Origin of the sequence: Plantactinospora sp. GCM10030261 (genome assembly GCF_042666615.1) — a bacterium.
GTDB lineage: Bacteria > Actinomycetota > Actinomycetes > Mycobacteriales > Micromonosporaceae > KBS50.
The window spans coordinates 18,316-41,384 of the sequence record NZ_JBHTDD010000009.1 but is presented as its reverse complement, the minus strand read 5'-3'; the positions used below and the strand labels follow the sequence as shown (position 1 = coordinate 41,384).

Genomic DNA, 23,069 nt, shown 5'->3' with positions numbered 1-23,069 from the left:
GAGGAACGCGATGAGCAGACTGCACGGCACCAAGGATTTCTGGATCGCGGCCCTGCGCGCCGAGGGACCGGCGTTCCACGCCGCCGTCGCAGAGGCCCCTCCGGACACACCCGTGCTGTCCTGTCCCGACTGGAACGTCAACGATCTCGTGCTGCACCTCGCCCGGATCTACCACTGGGTCGGTTCCTTCGTCGGAGCCGGCCGCACCGAGGCCCCGACGCCACGATTCAGCCGGGACGTGGAACTGCCCGGTGGCGAGGCCCTGCCGCTGTGCAAGCAGGAGTACGACCGGCTACTCGCCCTGCTCGACGGCCTGGACCCGGAGGCGCCGGCCTGGAACTGGGCCCCGCAGCCGAAAAAGGTGGCCTTCTGGCAGCGGCGGATGGCCCACGAAACCGCAGTGCACCGGTGGGACGCCCAGATGGCCATCGCCGCGGCGGAACCGATCGAGGCCAAGCTAGCCGCCGACGGGGTGAGCGAGGTGTTGGATTCCTGGCTGCCCGCCGGTCGCCGCCACGCGGCCGGGCCGTGGCAGGGAGTCGCCCAGTTGGTGGCCGTCGACGCCGGCCAGGAGTGGTTCCTCCGGATGCGCGGCAGTGGCGTGGCCCTGCTGGACACTGACACGATCCTGGACGACGACGACCACCACGCCCGGGTGCATGCCGTCGGCTCCGCCAGCGACCTGCTGCTCGCGCTCTACGGCCGGGTCGACTTCGACGTCCTCGACGTGACCGGTGACGCGTCGCTGCTGGGCGGCCTGCGCACCGGCTGACGCGTGGCCGGACAGCTAGCTCGACTCGGCCAGAACCCGCTCGGCGACCTGGTGGATGTCGACGCTGAACAGCACCAACCGGGCCTCGACCACCCGCGCCGGCTCCGCCATCCGCAGCACCGCCAACGCCTGCCGCACGGCGTCGTCCACCGGCCAGCCGTAGATACCGGCTGAGATCAACGGGTACGCCACCGTCCCCGCTCCCAACTCGTCGGCGACCCGCAGGCTGTTGGCGTAGCAGTCGCGCAGCAGTGCCGACCGGTCCTCCGACGCCGACCAGACGGGACCGACGGTGTGGATCACCCAGCGGGCCGGCAGCTCGCCGGCGGTCGTCGCCACCGCCTGCCCGGTCGGCAGCCCTCGGCCGTAGCGGCTGGCCCGCAACGCCCGGCACTCGGCCAGGATGGCCGGTCCGCCACGCCGGTGGATGGCGCCGTCGACGCCGCCACCGCCGAGCAACGACGAGTTGGCCGCGTTCACGATGGCGTCCACCCGGTGAGCCGTGATGTCCCCCTCGACGAGCCGGATCTCCATCTCAGGCACCCCGCTTCCGCTCGATTGACCCGCCGGGCCCGTCGGCAGGCTGGCCGGGATGGTCGATGGACTGGCCGAGCGACCGGCGGGCCAGCAGCGTGGCACCGGCCACCGCCGCCGGCGTGAACAGCACCGCGCCGAGCGGAATCAGGAAGGCCACGAAGACCCCGACGCCGAATCCCAGCGCGGTGGGCCGGATCGCCCGGAGCGCTCGACGACGGTCCGCGAGACGCAGGCCGCGCCGGTAGAACGGGGCGCCGACCAGTTCGGTCGCCAGCAGCCAGCCGCCCACCGCCGCGCCGAGCACCGGCACGACGGTCTGCCCGACCACGGGCACGAACCCCGCCGCGAACAGCGGGATGCCGAACAACACCGACAGGCCGATCAACCGGGCCGAATCGACGGCGCTGCGCCGCAGCGACCGCCACCACGGGATGTCGACCTCACCCGGCGTTCCACCGAGCCGTTCCTCCACCCGTTCCGAGATCTTCTCGTAGAAGGGGTCGCCGATCACCAGGGTGACCGCCGTGAAGGCCACCACGCTCAGCAGGCCACCAAGCCCCAGCAGGGCGAGCCCGGCCACGATCCGCGCGGCGTTCCGGACCCCACCGGACCAGTCATCGGCGAACGGCGTGATCCATTCCGCGAGGTCGGTGACGAAATAGGCAAGCGTCACGTACGCGCCGACGAACAGCGCGCCCGAGATGAGCGCCGGCACGATGCCGAGCAGCACCAGCCCGGGGCTGCGCGCGTAGGTGGCGAACCCGCGCAGCAGCAGGCCCACTCCGGAGAAGAACTGGCCGGCGGCGCCGGTGACCGGCGCGGCGACTGTGCGGGCATCCACGACCGGGCAGCCTACTGCCGAGCGGACCGGGCGGCACGGCATCACCCCGGTGGCACGGGGGCGTTCCGCTGCCGGACGCGAACCCCACGGGCCCGCACTCGCGCATCAACCGGCTGGTGGATCCGGCGTCCACCAGGGCCGGCCGGCGGCGTCGCCGGGCGTTCGATTCGGTCGGAGCGTCACGCCGAGATGCTGGAACGGCAGCGATCACCAGCGTACGGAGGAGGGCGAATGCCCGTCATCGAGGTCACCGGCCTGCACAAGCGGTACGGCGACCAGATAGCCGTGGACGACGTCTCGTTCACCGTCGAGCCGGGAGAGATCTTCGGCGTACTCGGGCCCAACGGCGCCGGGAAGACAACCACCGTGGAGTGTGTCGCCGGGCTCCGGGTTCCGGATGCCGGCACCGTGTCGGTGCTCGGGTTGGACCCCCAACGCGAGCCAGCCGAGTTGCGCCAACGGCTCGGCGTCCAGTTGCAGGAGAGCCAGCTTCCGGACCAGCTCCGGGTCGCCGAGGCGCTGGAGCTGTACGCGTCGTTCTATCGCAAGCCCGCCGACTGGCGGCGGCTGATGGATCAGCTCGGTCTGGCCGGCAAGCGGAACACCGCGTACAAGAAGCTGTCCGGCGGCCAGAAGCAGCGGCTGTCGATAGCGCTGGCCCTGGTCGGTAGCCCCGAGGTGGCGATCCTGGACGAGCTGACGACCGGGCTGGACCCGCAGGCGCGCCGGGACACCTGGAGCCTGATCGAGGAGATCCGGGACGGCGGCGTGACGATCGTGCTGGTCACCCACTTCATGGAGGAGGCCGAGCGGCTCTGCGACCGGCTCGCCGTGATCGACTCCGGACGGGTGGTGGCGATCGACAGCCCGCGCGGGCTGGTCTCCCGGGTGGCACCCGAGCAGCGGATCCGGTTCCGGCCGTCCGCGCCGGTGGACGAGGCGCTCCTCACCGGTTTGCCGGAGGTCGTCTCGGTGCACCGCAGCGGTGCGCAACTGGTGGTCACCGGCACCGGGAACGTGCTCCACGCGGTCACCTCGGTGCTCGCCCGGGAGCAGATCATCGCCGCCGACCTGCGGGTGGAGCAGGGAAACCTCGATGACGCGTTCGTCGGCCTCACCGGCCGTACGTTGGACAACTGAGCAGGAGCACCGATGCACGCTTTCCGCATGATCCTCAAGACCGAGACCAAGCTCTATCTCCGGGACCCCACGGCGGTCATCCTCACCCTCTGCCTGCCCACCATGATCATGGTCGTGCTCGGGTTGATCCCGGCGCTGCGGAAGCCGGACCCGACCTTCGACAACCACACATTCGTCTCCTACTTCGCGCCGTCCCTGCTGGTGCTCACGCTCGTGATGGCCGGCCTGACCGTGCTGCCGAGCCTGCTGGCGACGTACCGGGAGCGGGGGATGCTGCGCCGGATGCGCACCACCCCGGCGAGCCCGGGAGCGCTGCTGGTCGCCCAACTCCTGATCGTCCTGACCAGCATCCTGGCCAGCTCCGCCCTGCTGATCACGGTCAGTCGGCTGGCCTTCGACGTGCCGCTGCCCCAGGACCCGATCGGCTTCCTGATCGCCTTCGTCATCGGCACCGCCGCCCTGCTCGCGCTCGGACTGCTGGTGGCGGCGCGGGCGCGAACCACCAAGGCCGCCAGCGCCATCGGTACGCCGATATTCCTGGTGATCATGTTCTTTGGCGGGGTGTACCTGCCCCGGTTCCTGCTGCCCGAGTTCCTGGTCCGGATCGGTGACTACACCCCGCCGGGCGTCCAGGCCCTGCTGGACGCCTGGAGCGGGACCTCGCCGGAGCCGCTTCAGCTGGGCATAATGGCCCTTGTCGCGGTCGTCGCCGGGGTCGCGGCGGCGCGCCTGTTCCGTTGGGAGTGAGTCCTGGACGCACACAAGAGCCGCGTCGCCGACGGTTGTGATCGACTGAGCGGCTGGGAGAGCCGCGAGGGTGCCCTCTACCGATGGCTGCCCTATCCCGCCCTGGCGGTCGCCACGCTGCTCGCGCTGGCCGTTCAGACGAGTTTCTCGACGGACCTGATCGGCATGTTCACCCTGGTCGCCGGGACGGCGGCCTGGGTCGCCTGGTTTCTCACCCTGCACCCCGAGTGGGTGAACCGGCGCGGGTTGATGGGGCTCTACTACGCCGGCCTGCTGGTGCTGGCCGGCGCGCTGGTCCTGCACAACCCGTTCTTCGGCTTCTTCGCCTGGATCGGCTACCCGCACGCGTTCCTGGTCCTGGTGGGCCGCTGGCGGCTGCTCGGTGTCGCCGGCACCGCGGCAGTCAGCGCGACCTCGCAGGTCGGCGGCGTGCCGGTGATCGTGGAGAACGCTCCGCTGTTCGGTGTGGTGCTCGCCTTCAACCTGGGCATCGCCGGAGCGGTCACCTGGTTCAGCACCCTCGCCGAGCAGCAGAGTGCCCGCCAGCAGCGGCTGGTCGAGGAGCTGGGCGAGGCCAACCGGAAGCTGGCCGCCACCATGCGGGAGAACGAGGGCCTGCACGCCCAGTTGCTCACCCAGGCCCGGGAGAGTGGCGTGTTGGACGAACGGCAGCGGATGGCGCGGGAGATCCACGACACCATCGCCCAGGGGCTCGCCGGGGTGATTACTCAGTTGGAGGCCGCCGAGCAGGCCCGGGACCGGCGCGGCCAATGGCAACGGCATGTCGACACGGCGATCGGGCTGGCCCGGGAAAGCCTGACCGAGGCCCGCCGGTCGGTGCGTGCGGTGCGGCCGGAGCCGTTGGCCGAGGGACGGTTGCCGGACGTGCTCGCCGACGTGGTGGACCGTTGGTCGGCCGTCAACGGTGTGCGGGCTTCGCTCACCACCACCGGTACGGGACGCCGGTTGCACCCCGAGATCGAGGTGACGCTGCTGCGGACCGCCCAGGAGGCGCTGGCCAACGTCGCCAAGCACGCCGAGGCGGGTCGGGTCGGGCTGACCCTGTCGTACATGGAGGACCAGGTCACCCTGGATGTCCGGGACGACGGCAGGGGCTTCATCCCGGCCGTCGTCCCGTACCCACCGCCGGGCTCGGACGGTGGGTACGGGTTGACCGTGATGCGGCAGCGCATCGCCGGCGTGGACGGCCAGTTGACGATCGAGTCCGAGCCGGACGCGGGCACCGCGATCTCCGCTTCGGTGCCCGCGCTGGACCCGGACGGGGTACGCCCCTTGGCGCACGCCCGGCAGTTGACGGGAGGCATGGCCGCGTGAGCGCGAGGAGTGAGCCGGTTTTGCGAGCCCCGCAGTCGCGAACGAATGGTGTGACCCCGTGAGCGCGAGGAGTGAGCCGGTTTTGCGAGCCCCGCAGTCGCGAACGAATGGTGTGACCCCGTGAGCGCGAGGAGTGAGCCGGTTTTGCGAGCCCCGCAGTCGCGAACGAATGGTGTGATCGCGTGACCGGGAAGCCGATCCGGCTGGTGATCGTCGACGACCACCCGGTGGTGCGCGACGGCCTACGCGGCATGTTCACCGGTGACCCCGATTTCGCGGTGGTCGGCGAGGCCGGCAGCGGCACCGAGGCGGTCACCGTGGTGGAGTCGGTACGCCCCGATGTCGTCCTGATGGATCTGCGGATGCCCGGCATGGACGGCGTGAGCGCGATCAGGACGCTGGCGGACCGCGGTTCGGAAGCCCGGGTGCTGGTGCTGACGACGTACGACACGGACAGCGACGTGCTGCCGGCGGTTCAGGCCGGGGCCACCGGATACCTGCTCAAGGACACGTCGCGCAACGAACTGATGCGGGCGGTCCGCTCCGCGGCTGCCGGCCAGGCCACCCTCTCGCCGTCGGTGGCCGGCAAGCTCATGGGCCAACTGCGGGCTCCCGAGCGGGAGCCGCTGAGCCAGCGCGAACTGGAGGTGCTCGGGCTGGTCGCCCGGGGGCGGAGCAACCGGGAGGCGGCCCGGGACCTGTTCATCAGCGAGGCCACCGTGAAGACGCACCTGCTGCACGCGTACGCGAAACTCGGGGTGAGCGACCGGGCGGCGGCCGTGGCCGTCGCCTTCGAACGCGGCCTGCTCACCCCCGGCCGGTAGCCCTTGCGGGCGTCTCGGTTGATCTCCCTGGTCCTGTTGTTGCAGAACCGGGAGACGATGACCGCGGCCGAACTGGCCCGGGAGTTGGAGGTGTCGGAGCGCACCGTCTACCGGGATGTGCTGGCGTTGTCCGCCGCCGGCATTCCGGTGTACGCCGACCGGGGGCGGGCCGGCGGATACCGCCTGCTCGGGGGCTACCGGACCCGGCTGACCGGGCTGAGCCGGTCGGAGGCGGAGGCGCTGTTCCTCACCGGCCTGCCGGGGCCGGCCGGGGACATGGGGCTCGCCGACGCGGTGGCGGCCGCCGAACTCAAGGTGCTGGCAGCCTTGCCGCCCGCGCTACGGGACGCGCCGGCCCGGACCGGCCAACGGTTCCACCTCGACGTGCCGGGCTGGTTCCGGTCGGCGGGTCCGCCGGTGTGGCTGGCCGAGCTGGCCGGCGCGGTGTGGCGGGACGCGACCGTCGAGATCGACTACCGCCGGCGTGGCCGGGAGGTGACCCGCCGGGTGGAGCCGTACGGCCTCGTGCTCAAGAGCGGAGTCTGGTACGTCGTCGGCCGGATCGACGACACGCACCGTACCTATCGGGTGGACCGGGTGACCGGCGTCCGGCCGACCGGTGCGACGTTCACCCGGGACGACGACTTCGACCTCGTCGGATACTGGCGGAACGCGGCCGAGGAGTTTCTCCGCGACATGCTGGCCGCACGGGTCACCATCCGGCTGACCGAGGCCGGCCTCCGGCAGCTTCGACACGTGGTCCATGCCCCGTTCGTGTACGCGGAGGCGGTCGCCGCCGCGAGCGCTCCCGACGACCGGGGCCGGGTGGTGACCCAGTTGGCCGTCGAGTCGGCCGAGGTGGCGTACGGCCAATTGCTCCAGTTGGGGCCCGAGGTTGAGGTGCTGGAGCCGGCCGAGTTGCGGGGTTGGCTCGCCGAGGCCGCCACCCGCCTCGCCGCTCTCTACGGATGAGGGACGGGCCACGGGACAGGCCCGTCCCCTCCCGTCAGCGGTAGCCGGTCACATCCGCGGGTCGCCCGGCGTCCTGCACCTCGACGACGTACCGCCAGGCGTCGGGTCGGCTGCCGTCGAGATCGGTGAAGCCGTACACCTTGGCCAGCTCGCCGCTGGAAACCGACCGGCCGGACCAGCGGGCCCGGTCCGGGTCGGCGGCGAGCGCCGCGACGGCCCGGCCGACGAAGGCAGGTGACTCGGAGATGGCGAAGTGCGGCTCCTTGGCCAGGGCGTCCCGCCAGTTGTCCTCGGTCACGCCGTAGATGTCGAGCATCATCTCCGAGCGCAGCCAGCCGGGGGTGAGGGCGACCGCAGTGCCGCCGTGCTCGCGTAGTTCGTGGGCCCAGCTGAACGCCAGCCGGTTCACCGATGCCTTCGCCAGGTCGTAGAAGACCGAGAGCCGGTAGTTCGTGGCGTTGTAGTCGGTGGTGCCGTCGCCCATCTCGACAACCAGCCCACCCGGCTGGCGGATCATCAGCGGCAGCGCGAAGTGGCTGGTGATGATGTGCGTGTCGACGGCCAGCCGCAACGTTCGCAGGCCGGCCTCCAGCGGCTGCTCCCACACCGGTTTGTTCCAGGTGACCAGCGGGTCGGCTCCCCAGATGTCGTTGACCAGCACGTCGAGCCGACCCTGCTCGGCGTCGATCCGCGCCACCAGGTCGCGTACCTGCTCGGGGACGAGGTGGTCGACCTGGACGGCGATTCCGGTCCCGCCCGCCGCGGTGACCAGGTCGGCGGTCTCCTCGATGGTTTCCGGCCGGTCGTATTCGGACCGCTGGGCACGGGTGCTGCGGCCGGTGGCGTACACGGTGGCGCCGGCGGCACCGAGTTGTACGGCGATCCCCCGGCCGGCCCCCCGGGTCGCGCCGGCGACCAGGGCCACCCGCCCAGCCAGCGGCTTCTCGTCGGTTGTCTGCGTCATGCCGGAAACCGTGCCAGCGAAAGGTGACAGCCGGCGTCCGGTTTCCGCGCCGAAATGCCGGCGACGCGGGCGCGGACGACCTGGTACGGTTCCCGGGCGCCCCGACGAGCCGGAGGGAGGTGGGCATCGTGATCACGATCGACCTCACGTGCTCCCACCCCGCCAGCGGGGCGCCGCGGACCTGATCCGGGAGCACGACCACCTCCCGGAAGGAAACCCATGACCGACCTGGTCATCCGCCCGCTCACCGCGGGTGAGGAACACCTCTTCCACGCGCTTGCCGACCCCGACCTCGTGGGTCGGGCCGCCTTCGGCGAGCGCTACAGCGTCGACGAGTACCGTCCCGAGTGGACCTGGATCGCGCTGCGCGACGGCGCCGTGGTCGCCCGCGCCGCCTGGTGGGGCAGGCCGGACGACAACAAGCCGATCGCCCTCGACTGGTTCGACTTCACCGATCCGGCCGCCGGCACCGAACTGCTGCGCGCCGCCCCGTTCCACACCGAGTACGAACTGCGCCTGCCATCGGGGTGGCGGGACGACCCCGCGTTGCGCGGCGAGGGTCAGCGCCGGATCGACGCGGCGGTCGCCGCCGGGATGTCGGTGCTTGTCGAACGGTTCCGGTACCGGTGGACGCCGGACTGCGGGCTGCCGGATCGGCCGGGCCGGCTGGAGTTCCGGCCGGAGCCGGACGACCAGGTGATCCTCGACGTGCTGCGCCGGATCGGCGACGGCAGCCTCGACGCGCACACCCGGCAGGCGCGGGCCGAAACCGATCCCGTCACGGCTGCCCAGCAGGAACTGGACCTTCTCCGCGGGCTGCCCAGCCCGCGGGAGTGGTGGCTGCTCGGGTACGCGCCGGACGGCGACCTTGTCGGGATCACCGTGCCGGCCCGCAATCCCTACGATCCGATCGTCGGCTTCGTCGGCGTGCTGCCCGAGCACCGTGGCAACGGCTACGCGTACGACCTGCTGGTCGAGTGCACCCACCGGCTGGTGGCCGAGGGCGCGGACCGGATCGTCGCGGCGACCGATCAGCCGAACCTGCCGATGGCGGCGGCGTTCGCCCGGGCGGGCTACCCGATCGAGATGGAACGCATCGACCTGTTGTGATCAACATGCCGGCGCCGGCCACCCGGCGCCGGGGCCCGCCAGCGCCGCCGAACCTAGGCAGCACCCATCGCGTACGGAAGGGAGCCGTCATGGCGCACCGCCTGGTGCCGCTGTCGTCCCGGTCGGAACCCGCCTTCGGGGAACTCTTCGCCGGCAGTTGGCCGGAGTTCATCTTCCATGATCAGGCGGCGAAGGAGTACCTCGATCGGCGCGGCGCGTACTTCGCCGACCTCGACTTCCTGCTGGTCGACGACGGCACGCGGACCGACGGCGGCACCCGGGCCGGTGGCTCCCGGGCCGGTGGCTCCCGGGCCGGTGGCTCCCGGAGCGGCAGCGCCCAGACCGGCGGCGAACGGATCGTCGCGGCCGGCTGGGGGGTGCCGCTGCGCTGGCACGGGACGGTCGAGGACCTGCCCGCCGGCTACACCGACTCGCTGGCCCGGGCCGTGCTCGGGCACGAGTCGAGGGTCCGCCCGGACACGCTCGTGGTGATGGGTGGCATGGTCCGCACCGACGAGCAGGGCCGCGGCTGGGCCGGCCGGCTGGTCGCGGCCATGCGCGACCTCGCCGTGGCGCGCGGTCTCCGGCGCGTCATCGCCCCGGTGCGTCCCACCGCCAAGGTGCGGTATCCGCTCATCCCCATCGAGTCGTACGCGACCTGGCGCCGGCCCGACGGCGAACCCTTCGACCCGTGGCTGCGCACCCACGTACGCCTCGGGGGTTCGATCATCGGGACGGCGCCGCGCAGCCAGACGATGACCGGCACGGTCACCGAGTGGGAGAGCTGGACCGGCCTGCCGCTGCCGGGCTCGGGTGACTTCGTGATCCCGGACGGGCTGAGCACGTTGCGGGTGGACCGGCTCGCCGACACCGGCGTTTATCACGAACCCAACGTCTGGGTCCGGCACCGGTAGCCGCGATGGCCGGCGATCGTGGATTGCTGAGGCCCCTCTGGGGGCACCAACAATCCACGATCCACAGCCGCGCCGGGCCGTCAGTTCCAGACGGACGGCTCGCCCAGCCCGCGGTACTCGTCGAGGCGCGGTGCCTTCGAGTCCGCCACCGTCACCGTGCGGCCCTGCCCGTCCAGGAGCTTCACCCGGGCCACCTCACCCGGCTTCGCGACGCGGATAGCGCCGACTCCGGCGTCGAGCAGGCCACTGGTGACCGTGCGACCCTTCCCGTCGAGCAACTCGGCGCGGACGGCCCGCTCGGGTCCGGCGATCAGCACGCCGCCCGTCTCCCCCGGCAGCCGGAGCACCAGCAGGTCCGGCCGACCGATGGTCGTCGAGTGCGGGATCGGGCCGGAGCGATCGTCGGGCCCCGGCCGGTCCGTTTTGGTGTCCAGCAGCCCGGCGCATCCCCCGTCGGTCGAGCAGGATTCGACGAGGACGGCCTCCGGCGAGACGCCTGTCACCCAGTCGGGCAACCGACCGCCCCAGAGCACCCGCGACGGCTCCCCGACGAGACCATTTTTGCCGAGCAGCCAGTCGAGCCGACGGACGGCGGAGCCGGCCACGGCCTGATCGACCGTTCCCCGGGCTCCGACCGTGGAAACCGGTGGCCTCGCTGGCTCCGGATAACGGCGAACCTCGCCGCCGGCTCCCGGCCCGGCGTAACGGACCTCTCCGTCGCAGGTGATCCGCCAGCGTTCGGCGGTCTGCCCGGGGCCACGGACGACGAACCCCTCGGGACCAGTCCGCTGCCAGGTCCGGGCCACCGTTCCGTCTGCCCCGATCCGGCCGTCGTTGGAGGTCTCGACGAGGCAGTCGGCCGGCGCGAGCCCGACCGCGAGATCGGCGGCCATCCCGTCATTCGCCGGGGAGTGCCGGCTGCCGAGGATGTACGGCGGCAGAGGAGCCGCCTCGTTCGGTGTACCGGTCTGCTTTACCAGGTCCGCCACGGGGGCCGCGGCCTCCCCCCACGTCTCCCGGATCACCGCGTGGGTGTCGTCGCGGAACGCCACCACCACCGAACGGGCGGTCGGCGTGTCGTGGGCGAGCAGCACCTTGACCTGGTCCAGGGACGGAGCCACCAGCAACTCCGCCTGGGCGGCCCGGTAGCCCCGCTCGATCTCGGCGATCAGCTCCCGATCGCCCGCCAGGTTGCCCCGGGTGGGAGACTCCAGCAGCCTCCGTACCAACTCGCTGTCGATCTCGCTGGGCGGCTGGTAGGTCCCCACCGCCGGTGGCGGCGACGAGGCCGCCCCTGTCACGCCCGGCAGGCCGACCGGCGCCAGCACCGGCAGCGCCACGGCGACCGCCGCAGCACCCGCCGCTCCGGCCACCACCATCCGCCGCTGCCGGCGCCGCCGGACCCGGCCCAGCAGCCGGTGGTACGGCTCGGGGCGCGGCACCACCGGCTCGGCGAGCCGGGTGAACTCCCGCCTGATGTCATCGGCCATTGTTCGCTCCACTCCAGTTCGTCATGGCGGCTGACGGGATCGGGCGCACCTGCCCGGTCGGGGAAGGTTCCTCATTCGGTGTCCGGCGCTCCCCCGCCGGCGATGGCTCACCCGGTGCCGGCAGCACCGCGCGCAGCCGGGCCAGTCCCCGGGATGCCTGGCTCTTCACCGTGCCGGCCGAACAGCCGAGCATCTCCGCGATCTGCGCCTCGCTGAGGTCGTCCCAGTAGCGCAGCACCAACACCGCCCGCATTCGCGGCGGCAGGCTCTGCAACGCGGTGAGCACCTCGTCGCGGACCGCGACGTCGTTCGCCACGTCCCGGCTCCGACCACGGTCGGTGTGCAGCCGCCAGGCACCGGTGACCCCGGCCAGGAACTCCCGGGAACCGACCCGGTGCCACAGGCTGACCCGCTCGTTCACCATGATCCGGCGGACGTACGCCATCGGTTCGTCCACCCGCCGCCAGTGACGCATCGCCCGCATCAGCGCGTTCTGCACCAGATCCTCGGCCGCGTGCCGCGACCCGGTGAGCAGGTACGCCGTCCGCAGTAGATCCGCGTACCGGATCTCGACGAACTCGCGGAAACCGTCATCCGTCACGTACACCCTCCAGCCCGCCATGGGTCTCTCTGTTGATGAGAAGACGACCCGCGACAGCCTGGAAAGGTTGACTCCGCGCCCGAAGTCAGTCGCCCAGGCGGATCCGGACCCGGCGGTTGGCCCGACCCTTACTCTCCACCTTCACCACCCGCACCTTGCCGATCTGTGCGGTGGACGCGACGTGGGTGCCGCCGTCGGCCTGGACGTCCAGCCCGACGATATCGACGATCCGGACCTCCTGCTCGTCCGGCGGAATGAGATTGGACTGGGTCCGGATGATGTCCGGCAACGCCAACGCCTCGGCCCGGGGCAACACCCGCACCGCCACCGACCGGTCGGCGGACACCTCGGTGTTTACCAGTTCCTCGATCCGGGTCTTGAAGTCGGGTGGCACCTCGGGCAGGTTGAAGTCCATCCGGGCCTCGCCCGGCTCCATGTTCCCGCCGGTGACCAGGGCGCCGAAGTCGCGGAACACCACCCCGCACAGCACGTGCAGGCCGGAGTGGGTGCGCATCAGCATGGTCCGGCGGGTGTCCTCGACCGCCCCCATGACCGCGATGCCGGCGGGCGGCAGCGGATCGCCCTCGGCGGGGATCAGGTACAGCTCGTCGCCCTTGCGGGTGCCGACGATGCGGGTCTGCACCCCCTGCCAGAGCAGCACCCCGTGGTCCGGTGGCTGGCCCCCGCCACCCGGATAGAAGGCCGAGCGGTCGAGCACGATGCCCTCCTCCGGATCGCTCGACACGACCACGCACCGCCACTCCCGCAGGGTGGGGTCGGCCAGGTCGAGGCGGTGGGTGTGGCCATGCCGGGAAACGCCCATGGCTCCGGACTCTACGCGTTGAGGAAGCCCGAGATGCGCTCCCGCACGTCGGCGCGGTGCGTCCAGAGCACCCCCGGCCGGTCGTACAGGTGCAGGGTGGCCCGGGGCAGCGCGGCCGCGAGCTGCTCCGCCACCTCCGCGGGATGCAACGGGTCGCCCACGCAGCCGAGCACCAGCGCGTGGGCGGTCACCTCGCGCAACGCCGCGGCGGTCCGCACGGCGACCTGGTCGGGCAGGCTGGCCAGGGCCGGCGCGAGGCCGTCGCGGCTCAGCTGGTCGACCCGCTGGCGCAGGTACGCCCAGCCGGCCGGGGTATTGCGCAGGGCGGCCGGGATCTCGTACGACACCGTGTCCGCGACGGCCGCGGCGTCTCCGCCCTCCACCGCGTCGAGCAGGTCGCTGAGCCGTTCCCGGGCCAACGCCGGGCGGGGCTTGTCCAGCACCGCGGGCAGGAAGAACACCACCCGGTCGAACCGCTCCGGGCTCTCCACCAGCAATCGGCACAATGCCCCGGCACCGAGGCTCACCCCGACGGCACGGTCGGCCTGCCCGAGGTCGGCCATCGCCCGCAGGTCCCGGGCGAGGTCGGCGTAGCTCCACGGGCCGGAAGGCGCGTCCGAGCGCCCGTGCCCGCGGAAGTGGAAGAAGGCGCGGGTGCCGGATACGGCGCTGCCCAGCGGTCGGGTGGTGCTGATGCCACCGCCCAGCCCGTGCGCGAACACCGTGGTGGGGTCACCGGCGCCGGTGACCAGCCGCTCCAGCCGTACACCGTGGGGGGTGGTGACCAGTTCGGTGGCCGGTTCGGGAATGGTCGGCCGGCCGGTGCGCGGCGCGCTCGGGCCGGGGCCGTAGGTCCGCGGTCCGCCGTCGGGCGGCGGAGGCCAGCGGAAGTCCCTCACCAGAATCCCTTGCCGTCGGTGATGTCACGCAGACCCACCCGGACGTCGAGCAGGTAGATCAGGGCGGCGGCGATGCCGATCAGCCCGAAGATGCTCACCGGGCCGAAGCCGAACAGCAGCAGCACCAGGCACAGCGCCAGGATGACCAGCCAGCCGGCCTTGGGCAGGGTGCCGATCGCCGGGAACGCGTCGGAGCGCTGGGTCAGGCAGTGGACGAAGGCGACGCTCTCGATGACGAGCGCGAAGACAAGCAGCACCAGGTTGATGACGAAGACGACGTCTTGGTAGAAGAGCGGCGCGGCAGAGGCCATGCCGGCAAGCTTATGTCGACGGCCCCGGGTCCGTGCCACTCGGCACGGCCGGGGCCGTTACGTTCTGCTCCGGACTCAGGCCTTCGGCGCGGTCCGCTTGGTCGTGGACTGCTTCGCGGCGGCCTGCTTCGTGCCGGCCTGCCTGGTGGCGGTCTTCGCCGGCGTCCTGCTCGCCGGCGACTCGGCCGCGACGGTCTTGCGGGTCCGCGGCTGGCGCGGCTTCCTGACGGCCGGGGTGGACTCGACGGTCTCGGCCACCGTGGCCGGGCTGGCCGCCACCTCGGCGACCTCGGTCGCCGCCATGTCGGCGTTCACCGTTTCGGCCGCCTGCACGACGCCCGTGCCGATGAGCCGCTCGCCCCGGTTGACCAGAGCGCCGTACGCGGAAAAGGCCCGCTGCTGGACGGTCTGGGCGTTGGTGAGCACGACGGCGGCGTTCCGCAGCGCCGCCTCCCGCAGCCGGTCCACGTCCGCGTCGAACTCACGCACCGTGCGCTCGCGAAGGGTCTCGGCCGTGCGGTTGGCCTCCCGCAGCGACGCGGCGGCCTTCTCACGCAGCTCGACGCTCGTCGTCGCGGCGCGGTCACCCAGGCCGGTGACGACCTCGGGCAGCTTGCGCAGCGACTCGTACGCGAGTTCGCCGGCGCCCGCGGCGGCGTAGAGCGGGGCGGGGATCCGGCTGGTCCTGGGCTTGTTCATCGGTTCTTCGACTCCTCTTCGTCGACCGCCGCAGCGGTCCTGTCCTTCTCGACCGCCGCGGTGGGCTGGTCCTTCTCGACCCCCGCGGTGGGCTGGTCCTCGTTGGCCACAGTGTTCGGTGCGTCCCGGGTGTCGGCCTTCGGCGCGGGCGCGGCACCCGCCTCGGTCACCGCCACCGCCTTCAGCACCGGGTCAGCGGGCAGCGTGGCTGTCGCGTCGACCGGCGACCGGCCAGCCGTCGCCTCGTCCCGATCCGATCCGGCCCGCAGGGATTCCTCCGGTAGGGATTCGGATGCCGGCGGCGTCTCCGTCGTGGTGGCGGTCGCCTCGGCCTCCGCGAGCCGGCCGTTTTCCCGGCGGAACGTCTCGTAGATCTGGCTGAGGGACTGCTTCTGCGCCATCGTGAGGTGCGGGTCGCTCGCAATGGCCGCGAGCACGCCCTGCCCCTCCTTCTCGTCGAGCAGTCCCGCCCGCAGGTACATCGCGGGTGTCGACACGCGCAGGGCGCTGGCGATCTGCTGCAGCACCTCGGCACTCGGCTTCCGCAGCCCCCGCTCGATCTGGCTGAGGTAGGGATTGCTGACGCCGGTCTGCTCGGCGAGCTGGCGTAGGGATATCTGGGCATTTCGCCGCAGGTCCCGGATGAACCCCCCGATGTCCCGGGGCAGGTCCTTGGGTGTGGCCATGCGCCAACCGTAGCCACCTCCGCTAACTCCAGCAAGCGAAACGCTTGCTGGAGTTAGCAACGTCACCAGATGGCCCGGACTGCCCCGACCGGCTCCCCACCGCCGTACACCGGCTGATCGGCCAGCTCCCCCAGTACCGGCGCGGTGACACCCAGCCGACCCAGCGCCGAAGCGAGGACGGGCATCAGCGCCCGCGGCGCCCCGTCATCGACCTTGATGGCCACCGCACCCACCCCGGGGATCGCCACCGCCTGCACCGCCTCGGCGCCGAACTTGGCCAGCAACCCGGGTACGCCGGCCATCAGCCTGGTGTCCCGGGCATCCGTCCCGCCCACCTGCTCGGGGTGGTCCCGCATCGCGTCGGCCACCGCCCGCTCCGGCGACCCCGGCGCAGCGGCCACCAGCCGGAGGAACGCGCCGGCCAGGCCCGTCAGCGAAACCGCCAGCACCGGCGCGCCGCACCCGTCCACCCCGACCGCCGCGACGCTCTCCCCGGTCAACTCGGTCACGGTCGCTCGCAGTCGCTCCTGCAACGGGTGCTCCGGCCGCCAGTAGCCGTCCACCGGCCAACCCGCCGCCAGGCAGGTGAGCAGCATCCCCGCGTGCTTACCGGAGCAGTTCATCCGCAACCGGGTGGGGCCGCCTCCAGCACGCAGCAGCGCCGTCCTGGCCGCCTCGCCCAACGGCAGGTCGGGCGGGCAGCGCAGCGCCGACTCGGTCACCCCTGCCGTGGCCAGCAGCGCGCGCACCCGGGTCTCGTGGAAATCCTCGCCGTCGTGGCTGGCCGCCACCAGGGCCAGATCCGCGGGGTCGGCGAGCCGGAGGCCGGCGCGGAGCATCCCGACCGCCTGCAGCGGCTTGCCGCACGACCGTGGGAAGACCGGCGAGGCGACATCGCCCGCCGCCGCGCGGACCGCCCCCGACGCGTCGAGCACCACCACGGAGCCGCGGTGCAGGCCCTCCACGAAGCCGGACCGGACCACCTCGGCGAGCGGGACGCCACCCTCGTACGTCTTCGACACCTGGGCAACCTACCCAGCGACCGACAAACGATCAGCGATGGGGCGGCACTCCGAGCAGCTCACGGACCTCGGCCGGGGTCAGCGGCGGTCGCTGGGCAAGTTGGGCGAAGGCCACTGCCCGGGCGACGAGTTGCATGTTCGACTCGACCGGACGTCCCTTCGCGTACGTGACGGTGTCCTCCATGCCGACCCGCAGGTGCCCACCGGCGGACAGCGAGGCGAGCATGACCGGGATCGTCGTGCGACCGATGCCGGTCGCCGAAAAGGTGGTCCCCGCCGGCAGTTCCCGCAGCGCCTGCCGGCACGCCACAAGCGCTTCGGTGGTGCCCGGCATGCCGCCGGGCACTCCCATCACGAAATCCACGTGCACGTGCCCACCGGCCGGCAGCCCGTGCTTGTCGAGCAGCCGGACGAGCGCCGTGAGATGCCCCAGGTCGAATATTTCGTACTCCGGCACGATCCCCCGATCCCGCATCCGGGTGTGCAGGTCGACGATGAACTCCCACCGGTTGAGGAACACGTCGTCGCCGAAGTTGACGGTGCCCATGGTGCACGAAGCCATGTCGGGGGCGGCCTCCAGCACCGCCAGCCGGTGGGCCTCTGGATCGGTGACCGCGCCGCCGCTGGACAACTGCACCACCAGGTCGGTGCTGTCCCGCAACGCCGCCACAGTGTCCCGCAACCGACCGAGGTCGAGCGTGGGACGAGCGTCATCGTCACGGATGTGGACATGGATCACGGATGCGCCCAGTGCCTCGCACTCCTTGGCGGTGGCCACGAGTTCGTCAAGCGTCACCGGGAGGGCCGGCACGTCGGCCTTGGCCGACTCGGCACCGGTGGGCGCCACGGTGATCAACGTCCCTGTCGTCATGGGCGGATCCTAGGGCCCTTCCTACTCGGGGTCGATGGCGGCCGCCGAGCCGGCGACCAGCAGCTTCGCGTCGTCCGGGACGTTCCGCTTCACGACCGCCAGCGCGATCGGGCCCAGTTCGTAGTGCCGGACCGCCGTGCCGACGAAGCCGACCTGCCGCTCGTCCCTGGTCACCGGCGTTCCCGCCGCCGGCATCTGGTCGCTGACCATGCCGTCCAGGTGCAACAGCACCAGCCGGCGGGGCGGTTTGCCCAGGTTGTGCACCCGGGCCACCGTCTCCTGCCCCCGATAGCAGCCCTTGTCCAGGTGCACCGCGGGAGCGATCAGATCCACCTCGGCCGGAATGGTGCGGTGGTCGGTCTCGAAGCCCACCCGGGGCAGCCGGGCGGCCACCCGCAGCGCCTCGTACGCCCACAACCCGACGGCGGGCACCCCGGCCGCCGCGAATGACCTGGTGACCGATCCCAGGGCCGCCCGGGGCACCAGCAGGTCCACCCCGAGCCGGCCGCGCCGGACCCAGCCACCATCGGGCAGCGGGCGTACGTCGTACCGCGCGGTCGGTCCGGAGGGCACGGACCCGGCGGCGAACTTCGCACCCGGTACGGCGGCGACCTCGGGCTCGGCCAGCGCGGTCACGCCAAGCGTGCCGGCGGCTTCGACAGCGCGCGGGCCGACCAGCGAGAGCAGGGCCCAGTCGGCGGTCGCGTCGGCGAGGTCCACCCGGCTGAAGAACCGCATCTTCGTCAGGTAGTCGAGCAGGCCGCCGGTGTCCCCGGGTTCGGTGTCCAGCCAGGTGGTGCCGCCCTCCTCGGCGACCTGGGCATGCTGCTCGACGTGCCCGTGCGGGGACAGCACCAGCAGTTCGGTGCCCTGGCCGGCGGCCAGCGCGGCCACATGCTGCGAGGTGACCGTGTGCAGCCAGCCGATCCGTTCCTCGCCGGTCAGGGCGACCACACCCCGGTGCGAGCGGTCCACCAGGCCGACGTCGGTAGCCGCCTGTCGTTGCTCGCGCATCGGGTCGCCGTAGTGGGCCGCCACCGGGCGTACCCCGGCCGCGGCGTGGGCCGGCTCGGGCCGGTCCCTGGTCTGCTCGTCGATCGCGTCGACCGCGACCGCACCGGCTACATCGATCATGACTGCTCCCCGCATTCCCGCCTGCCGCAGACCCCGAACAGGGCCACGTGCCCGATGTCGACCCGGAACCCCCGCTCCGCCGCCAGCCGGTCGGTCACCGGGCGCAGCAGTTCGGGATCCATCTCGTCGACCGTCCCGCAGTTGCGGCAGACCAGGTGGACATGCTGGTCGGCGCCGGCCGGGTGGTAGGTCGGCGCCCCGTGCGAGAGGTGGGTGTGGGTCACCAGATCGAGCCGCTCCAGCAGCTCCAGGGTGCGATAGATGGTAGTGATGTTGATCCCGGCGGCCACCTCACGCACGGCCGAGTGCACCTGCTCCGGGGTGGCGTGCCCCAACTCGTGGACCGCCTCCAGGATCAGCTGCCGCTGGGCGGTCAGCCGCAGCCCTCGGGATCGCAGCAGCTCGGCGAGGTCCGTTTCCGACACCATTGGAGCATAGTTCGGCGGATACGATCGCTCCCATGTCCGGGGTGGTGGTGGCGGTACTGGGGCGGGGTGTGGTCCCCGCCGACGCGCCCGTGGTCCGCGCCGACGACCCGGGGCTGCTGCTCGGCGACGGCGTCTACGAGACCATGCACGTGCGCGGGGGCCGGCCCTGGCTGGCCACCGAACATCTGGCCCGGCTGGCGCTGGCCGCGACGGCGCTGGAACTGCCGGTGCCGGACGCCGGCGAGTTGATCGGCCTGCTGGACACGGTGTGCGCACGCTGGCCGGCCGAGTTGCCCGGCGCCCTGCGGTTGACCTGCACCCGCGGCCCCGACGGCGGCGCATCCACGGTGATCGCCCGGCTGGCCGAGGTGGCGCCCGGCTCGGTCCGGGCGCGGGAGACCGGAGTGACGGTCGCCACCCTGTCGCTCGGCGTCACCGCCACGGCGCGCCCCGCGCTGCCCTGGCTGCTGTCCGGACTCAAGACCCTGTCGTACGGGGTAACCGCGGCCAGTCGCCGCTGGGCCGCCGCGCACGGCGTCGACGACGTGCTCTGGATCTCCACCGACGGGTACGCCCTGGAGGCGCCGACGGCCAACGTCGTCTGGCTGGACGGGGAGACGCTGTGCACGGTGCCGGCCCGGCCGACCGGTGTGCTGCCGGGCGTCACCGCCGCCTGGCTGCTGGCGCACGCCGGGGACCTCGGCTGGTCGGCCGCCGAGCGGATGACCACGCCGGGCGACCTGCGCGGCTCGACCGGCGGAGTGTGGCTGACCTCATCCGTCCGCGGCCTGACCGAGGTCCGCCGCCTGGACGGCATCCCCCTCCCCCCTTCCCCCCACACCCAAGCCATCCGCCACCTCCTAGGCTTCTGACCCCCCTTCGATAGTTGATCAAGAGGTTTGCGTCACCGGCGAGCGCTCTCGGTGACGCAAACCTCTTGATCAACGGCCCTGAATGGGGGTCAGCCGCCTACGCGGAGGAGGCGGGCGGACAGGTGCGGGGAGAGGGGCTGACCGACGGCGGCCATCTCCTGGGCGTACAGCAGGGCTCCCTCGACGATGCCAAAGAGCCGGTGCCCGGCGGTGACCTCCTTGGCGGTGGCGGTACGCAGCACCGCGTCGGTGGCCATCTCCACCCGGGTGCCGGTGACCCTGCCCAGGTAAAGCTCCATCACGCCGGTGGGAGTGGTAAGCAACGCCTCCAGGTCGTCGGTGGCCCGGTCACCGTCCAGCACCGGTCGCCACCAGCCCTCCTCCCGACCCAACGGGCGGACCGGCTTGCTCTGCTCGTCGAGCATCCAGGCACGCGACCGGTAGTGCAGGAACGGCCGCCCGTCATGGGTGATCTCGATCTCCTGGGCGTAGTCGAAGTCCTCGATGGTGGGGTAGCCACCCCGGCCCCGCCCACGCCACCGGCCGACGTACGGCAACAGACCGAGCAGTGCCGGATGCAGATCCGGGCCACGACGCAGGTCGTACGTCTCCTCGAACGGGTACGGCTCCACCGGTGGCGCGTTGAGCCACGGTGGTTGCAGGGGGTTCTCCTCCGACGGACTGCTCGTCACTTAACGGCCTCTCGAGATCTTCACTGCCAGGTAGACCAGGCCACCGGCGAGCGCGCCGAAACCCGCGACCAGCAGGCTCACGAACCCGATCTCGGTGACCATCCCGCCCATCCTATGCTGGCCGGATGGCACGCACCCTGGTCGTCAAGGTCACCGCGGGCAGCGACGCGCCGGAGCGCTGCGCCCAGGCATTCACCGTCGCCGCCTCTGCCGTCGCCGCCGGGGTGGAGGTGTCGCTCTGGCTCACCGGCGAGTCGACCTGGTTCGCGCTGCCGGGCCGGGCCCAGGAGTTCGAACTGCCGCACTCGGCTCCGCTGGCGGAACTGCTGCACGTGCTGCTCACCAGCGGCCGGGTCACCGCGTGCACCCAGTGCGCGGCGCGACGCGGCATCACCGACGCGGACGTGCTGCCCGGGGTACGCATCGCCGGGGCGGCCACCTTCGTCGAGGAGGCGCTCGCCGACGACGCGCAGGCGCTGGTCTACTGACCGGCGCGTACCGATACCGACGGCGCGCCGATGCTGACCGGCGTGCCGTCAGGCGGGGCAGCCGCTGGTGACGGTGACCCGGGTCTCCCCGTCGACGACCCTGGCCGTCACGCCGTACCGATCCGAGCGGTAGCCGTACAGCTCAGGGGTGTCGACCACGACGGACCCACCGGTGGCGAGCGGACCCAGCGCCGCGGCGAGGCCGGCCGTCGGGGTTCCCGGCGCGGTAGCTCGGGCGGTGTACGTGGCACCGGTTCCCGGGCAGGGCGCCACCGTCCGGCTCTGCCGGTCCGGTTCCGGCGCGGGCAGCCCGAGCGCCGTGAGGATCCGGGCCGGTTCGCCGTCCACCGGCGCTCCGATGGTGAGTTCCTCGCCGGTGGCCGGTGGCTCGGCCGGCCGGCAGCCGGTGGCGATCGTCAGTTCGATCAGCCCCGGCGCGGTGACGGCGCCGGTGACCGAGACGAACTCGCCCGCGTCGGCCCGCAACCGGGGCCCGTCACCGTTCCCGCCCGGCCGGGTTCCCGCTCGGTATTCGGCGGGGAGCCCGTCCGCGATCAGGTCCAGCACTCTCGCTGCGTCGTCGTCGGGCCCGGTCCGGACGGTGACGGTACGGGTGAGGATGGCACCGTCCCAGACGGCGCTCAGCCGGCAGCCCCGGTCGACGCGGGCTTCGCCCAGTTCCGCCAGCACACCGGGCCCGGCGGCCGCGATGAGTGCGCCGGCGGCCCGGTCGACACGTGGCTCGGCCTCCCCCACGCTGCGCTGCTCGCGAACGCTCGGCGGATCCTGCCGGGCGGAGAGATACCCGACGCCGGCCAGGAGCGCGAACCAGAGCAGGAGCACCACCGGCAGCCACCGGCGGCGGGCGGACCCACCCCGGGCAGCGGCGGCGCGGTGCGGGTCGACCGGCGGGACTGTGCTCACGCGGTCATCGTGGCATGCCGGTGTTCCGGACCCGCATCTGGTCAGCCGTCGAAGGCGAGCCGGTATCCCACGCCGCGCACCGTCTGCACCTGCGGCCCGCCGTCCAGCCCGCGCAGCTTGCGGCGCAGCCGCTTGACCGCGGAGTGCAGGATGGCCGTGTCGCCGAGGTAGGCGCCGCCCCAGACCGACGCGAACAGCCGCTCGTAGGTCCACAACCGCACCGGCGGGCTGACCAGTCTGGCGAGCAGTTGTCGTTCCAGCCGGGTCACCGTCAGCGGCATCCCCCGCCAGGTCACCAGGTGCGCGTCCGGATCGACCGAGAGATCACCGAAGACCAGCCCGGCCACGGCCCGGTCCGGGAATCCGGCCACGGCCCGGTCCGGGAATCCGGCGGCGTCCATCGGATCGGTGTACGGCGACTCCGCGACCGCTCCGTGCACCGCGAATCGGGTGGCCGGAGGCGAGCCGGTGGGTTCGGTATCCGGAGGCGGGCCGGCGGGTCCGGCGGGGAGATCCCCGGCGGGCGTGCCGTCCGGAACCGCGAACAGCATGGCCCGCAACTCGGCCAGGTCCGCGCAGAGCATCACCGGACCCAGATCGTCGAGTCGCCGCACCACGTGCTGGCGGACCCCGGCGTCGCTGGAGACGCACACGAAGAATGGAACGTGGCCATTGGACACATTGGCCTCCCGGCATCGACCTCAGCCCAGCCAAACGCGTCAGATTGACAGAGTCAACAGTCATGAACGGCAATCGGCATGTCGGATTCAGGCGGGCGTCGGTCAGCTGACCGACGACTGCCCGAGAACTGATCGACAGACTCCATTGATCATCAGCACTGGGTTACCGAGCATTACCCCTAGTCATCGCGGATCCACCCAACCGTGCGGAACCGCGGGGGCAGTGCCGGACAGACCGGGACTGCGGCATCGGCGCCGGCCATCCCGACGACGGCGCCGGAACAGTGGGGAGG

28 protein-coding genes are annotated in these 23,069 nt (G+C 72.2%); 10 read left to right on the top strand and 18 right to left on the bottom strand.

Annotation, left to right across the window (positions count from 1 at the left end):
- Nucleotides 1-10 precede the first annotated feature (10 nt).
- The gene (locus ACFQUZ_RS13175) at nucleotides 11-772 is read left to right on the top strand and encodes a maleylpyruvate isomerase family mycothiol-dependent enzyme (RefSeq protein WP_377441706.1); all 762 of its coding nucleotides are present in this window, start codon (nucleotides 11-13) and stop codon (nucleotides 770-772) included.
- A 15-nt stretch (nucleotides 773-787) separates the two neighbouring features.
- Here the strand turns inward: ACFQUZ_RS13175 and ACFQUZ_RS13170 are convergent, their stop codons facing one another.
- Both ACFQUZ_RS13170 and ACFQUZ_RS13165 read right to left on the bottom strand, forming a co-directional pair.
- Complete coding sequence (locus ACFQUZ_RS13170) at nucleotides 788-1,306, bottom strand: O-acetyl-ADP-ribose deacetylase (RefSeq protein ID WP_377441704.1); 519 nt, start codon at nucleotides 1,304-1,306, stop codon at nucleotides 788-790.
- A gap of 1 nt (nucleotide 1,307) precedes the next feature.
- On the bottom strand, nucleotides 1,308-2,192 hold the full coding sequence (locus tag ACFQUZ_RS13165; RefSeq protein ID WP_377441702.1) for an EI24 domain-containing protein: 885 nt from the start codon (nucleotides 2,190-2,192) through the stop codon (nucleotides 1,308-1,310).
- A 189-nt stretch (nucleotides 2,193-2,381) separates the two neighbouring features.
- On the opposite strand from ACFQUZ_RS13165, the gene ACFQUZ_RS13160 reads away from it, so the two are divergent.
- From ACFQUZ_RS13160 to ACFQUZ_RS13140, 5 genes are all read left to right on the top strand, one after another.
- Entirely contained in the window at nucleotides 2,382-3,290 is a 909-nt protein-coding gene (locus tag ACFQUZ_RS13160; RefSeq protein WP_377441700.1) for an ABC transporter ATP-binding protein, read from the top strand.
- A 27-nt stretch (nucleotides 3,291-3,317) separates the two neighbouring features.
- Nucleotides 3,318-4,037: an ABC transporter permease gene (locus tag ACFQUZ_RS13155; protein ID WP_377441699.1), complete on the top strand. Its 720-nt coding sequence runs from the start codon at nucleotides 3,318-3,320 to the stop codon at nucleotides 4,035-4,037.
- 165 nt (nucleotides 4,038-4,202) lie between these two features.
- Complete coding sequence (locus tag ACFQUZ_RS13150; protein WP_377441697.1) at nucleotides 4,203-5,372, top strand: sensor histidine kinase; 1,170 nt, start codon at nucleotides 4,203-4,205, stop codon at nucleotides 5,370-5,372.
- 182 nt (nucleotides 5,373-5,554) lie between these two features.
- Nucleotides 5,555-6,196 carry a response regulator gene (locus ACFQUZ_RS13145; RefSeq protein ID WP_377441695.1) on the top strand — a complete coding sequence of 214 codons (642 nt, stop codon included), beginning with the start codon at nucleotides 5,555-5,557 and terminating at the stop codon, nucleotides 6,194-6,196.
- Between the two features lie 3 nt (nucleotides 6,197-6,199).
- The gene (locus ACFQUZ_RS13140; protein ID WP_377441693.1) at nucleotides 6,200-7,168 is read left to right on the top strand and encodes a helix-turn-helix transcriptional regulator; all 969 of its coding nucleotides are present in this window, start codon (nucleotides 6,200-6,202) and stop codon (nucleotides 7,166-7,168) included.
- A gap of 34 nt (nucleotides 7,169-7,202) precedes the next feature.
- Here ACFQUZ_RS13140 and ACFQUZ_RS13135 read toward each other — a convergent pair whose 3' ends face one another.
- On the bottom strand, nucleotides 7,203-8,132 hold the full coding sequence (locus tag ACFQUZ_RS13135; protein WP_377441691.1) for an SDR family oxidoreductase: 930 nt from the start codon (nucleotides 8,130-8,132) through the stop codon (nucleotides 7,203-7,205).
- 219 nt (nucleotides 8,133-8,351) lie between these two features.
- Here ACFQUZ_RS13135 and ACFQUZ_RS13130 point away from each other — a divergent pair, with 219 nt between their 5' ends.
- On the top strand, nucleotides 8,352-9,242 hold the full coding sequence (locus ACFQUZ_RS13130; protein ID WP_377441689.1) for a GNAT family N-acetyltransferase: 891 nt from the start codon (nucleotides 8,352-8,354) through the stop codon (nucleotides 9,240-9,242).
- 89 nt (nucleotides 9,243-9,331) lie between these two features.
- Nucleotides 9,332-10,156: a hypothetical protein gene (locus ACFQUZ_RS13125; RefSeq protein ID WP_377441686.1), complete on the top strand. Its 825-nt coding sequence runs from the start codon at nucleotides 9,332-9,334 to the stop codon at nucleotides 10,154-10,156.
- A gap of 80 nt (nucleotides 10,157-10,236) precedes the next feature.
- On the opposite strand, the gene ACFQUZ_RS13120 is transcribed toward ACFQUZ_RS13125, so the two are convergent.
- The 11 genes from ACFQUZ_RS13120 to ACFQUZ_RS13070 form a co-directional block, all read right to left on the bottom strand.
- Nucleotides 10,237-11,646 carry a hypothetical protein gene (locus tag ACFQUZ_RS13120; RefSeq protein WP_377441684.1) on the bottom strand — a complete coding sequence of 470 codons (1,410 nt, stop codon included), beginning with the start codon at nucleotides 11,644-11,646 and terminating at the stop codon, nucleotides 10,237-10,239.
- Nucleotides 11,636-12,247 carry a SigE family RNA polymerase sigma factor gene (locus ACFQUZ_RS13115; RefSeq protein WP_377441682.1) on the bottom strand — a complete coding sequence of 204 codons (612 nt, stop codon included), beginning with the start codon at nucleotides 12,245-12,247 and terminating at the stop codon, nucleotides 11,636-11,638. The genes ACFQUZ_RS13120 and ACFQUZ_RS13115 overlap by 11 nt, the downstream gene beginning before the upstream one ends.
- Nucleotides 12,248-12,332: 85 nt before the next feature.
- Nucleotides 12,333-13,070 carry an alanyl-tRNA editing protein gene (locus ACFQUZ_RS13110; protein WP_377441680.1) on the bottom strand — a complete coding sequence of 246 codons (738 nt, stop codon included), beginning with the start codon at nucleotides 13,068-13,070 and terminating at the stop codon, nucleotides 12,333-12,335.
- Between the two features lie 11 nt (nucleotides 13,071-13,081).
- Nucleotides 13,082-13,969 carry an alpha/beta fold hydrolase gene (locus tag ACFQUZ_RS13105; protein ID WP_377441679.1) on the bottom strand — a complete coding sequence of 296 codons (888 nt, stop codon included), beginning with the start codon at nucleotides 13,967-13,969 and terminating at the stop codon, nucleotides 13,082-13,084.
- The gene (locus ACFQUZ_RS13100) at nucleotides 13,966-14,280 is read right to left on the bottom strand and encodes a DUF2516 family protein (RefSeq protein WP_377441677.1); all 315 of its coding nucleotides are present in this window, start codon (nucleotides 14,278-14,280) and stop codon (nucleotides 13,966-13,968) included. The genes ACFQUZ_RS13105 and ACFQUZ_RS13100 overlap by 4 nt, the downstream gene beginning before the upstream one ends.
- A 75-nt stretch (nucleotides 14,281-14,355) precedes the next feature.
- Nucleotides 14,356-14,979: a hypothetical protein gene (locus ACFQUZ_RS13095; RefSeq protein ID WP_377441675.1), complete on the bottom strand. Its 624-nt coding sequence runs from the start codon at nucleotides 14,977-14,979 to the stop codon at nucleotides 14,356-14,358.
- Entirely contained in the window at nucleotides 14,976-15,665 is a 690-nt protein-coding gene (locus ACFQUZ_RS13090) for a helix-turn-helix domain-containing protein (protein ID WP_377441673.1), read from the bottom strand. The genes ACFQUZ_RS13095 and ACFQUZ_RS13090 overlap by 4 nt, the downstream gene beginning before the upstream one ends.
- 62 nt (nucleotides 15,666-15,727) lie before the next feature.
- Nucleotides 15,728-16,687, bottom strand: a complete 960-nt coding sequence (locus tag ACFQUZ_RS13085) for an asparaginase (RefSeq protein WP_377441671.1) — start codon at nucleotides 16,685-16,687, stop codon at nucleotides 15,728-15,730.
- Between the two features lie 31 nt (nucleotides 16,688-16,718).
- On the bottom strand, nucleotides 16,719-17,558 hold the full coding sequence (locus ACFQUZ_RS13080; protein ID WP_377441669.1) for a 3-keto-5-aminohexanoate cleavage protein: 840 nt from the start codon (nucleotides 17,556-17,558) through the stop codon (nucleotides 16,719-16,721).
- Between the two features lie 21 nt (nucleotides 17,559-17,579).
- A complete protein-coding gene (locus ACFQUZ_RS13075) occupies nucleotides 17,580-18,692 on the bottom strand; it encodes a YgfZ/GcvT domain-containing protein (RefSeq protein ID WP_377441667.1) in 1,113 nt (370 codons plus the stop codon).
- On the bottom strand, nucleotides 18,689-19,120 hold the full coding sequence (locus ACFQUZ_RS13070) for a Fur family transcriptional regulator (RefSeq protein WP_377441665.1): 432 nt from the start codon (nucleotides 19,118-19,120) through the stop codon (nucleotides 18,689-18,691). The genes ACFQUZ_RS13075 and ACFQUZ_RS13070 overlap by 4 nt, the downstream gene beginning before the upstream one ends.
- A 32-nt stretch (nucleotides 19,121-19,152) precedes the next feature.
- On the opposite strand from ACFQUZ_RS13070, the gene ACFQUZ_RS13065 reads away from it, so the two are divergent.
- The gene (locus ACFQUZ_RS13065) at nucleotides 19,153-19,992 is read left to right on the top strand and encodes an aminotransferase class IV (protein ID WP_377441663.1); all 840 of its coding nucleotides are present in this window, start codon (nucleotides 19,153-19,155) and stop codon (nucleotides 19,990-19,992) included.
- A gap of 89 nt (nucleotides 19,993-20,081) precedes the next feature.
- Here the strand turns inward: ACFQUZ_RS13065 and ACFQUZ_RS13060 are convergent, their stop codons facing one another.
- Together ACFQUZ_RS13060 and mtfM are read right to left on the bottom strand one after the other, a co-directional pair.
- Nucleotides 20,082-20,684, bottom strand: a complete 603-nt coding sequence (locus ACFQUZ_RS13060) for an FABP family protein (protein WP_377441661.1) — start codon at nucleotides 20,682-20,684, stop codon at nucleotides 20,082-20,084.
- Nucleotides 20,685-20,786 (bottom strand): small membrane protein MtfM, encoded by a 102-nt coding sequence (mtfM, locus tag ACFQUZ_RS13055; protein ID WP_377441659.1) that lies wholly within the window; start codon nucleotides 20,784-20,786, stop codon nucleotides 20,685-20,687.
- Nucleotides 20,787-20,809: 23 nt separating this feature from the next.
- On the opposite strand from mtfM, the gene ACFQUZ_RS13050 reads away from it, so the two are divergent.
- Entirely contained in the window at nucleotides 20,810-21,172 is a 363-nt protein-coding gene (locus ACFQUZ_RS13050) for a DsrE family protein (RefSeq protein ID WP_377441657.1), read from the top strand.
- A 48-nt stretch (nucleotides 21,173-21,220) separates the two neighbouring features.
- Here the strand turns inward: ACFQUZ_RS13050 and ACFQUZ_RS13045 are convergent, their stop codons facing one another.
- Together ACFQUZ_RS13045 and ACFQUZ_RS13040 are read right to left on the bottom strand one after the other, a co-directional pair.
- Entirely contained in the window at nucleotides 21,221-22,096 is an 876-nt protein-coding gene (locus tag ACFQUZ_RS13045; protein WP_377441655.1) for a hypothetical protein, read from the bottom strand.
- A gap of 41 nt (nucleotides 22,097-22,137) precedes the next feature.
- Nucleotides 22,138-22,776, bottom strand: a complete 639-nt coding sequence (locus tag ACFQUZ_RS13040; protein ID WP_377441653.1) for a winged helix-turn-helix domain-containing protein — start codon at nucleotides 22,774-22,776, stop codon at nucleotides 22,138-22,140.
- Nucleotides 22,777-23,069: the final 293 nt, after the last annotated feature.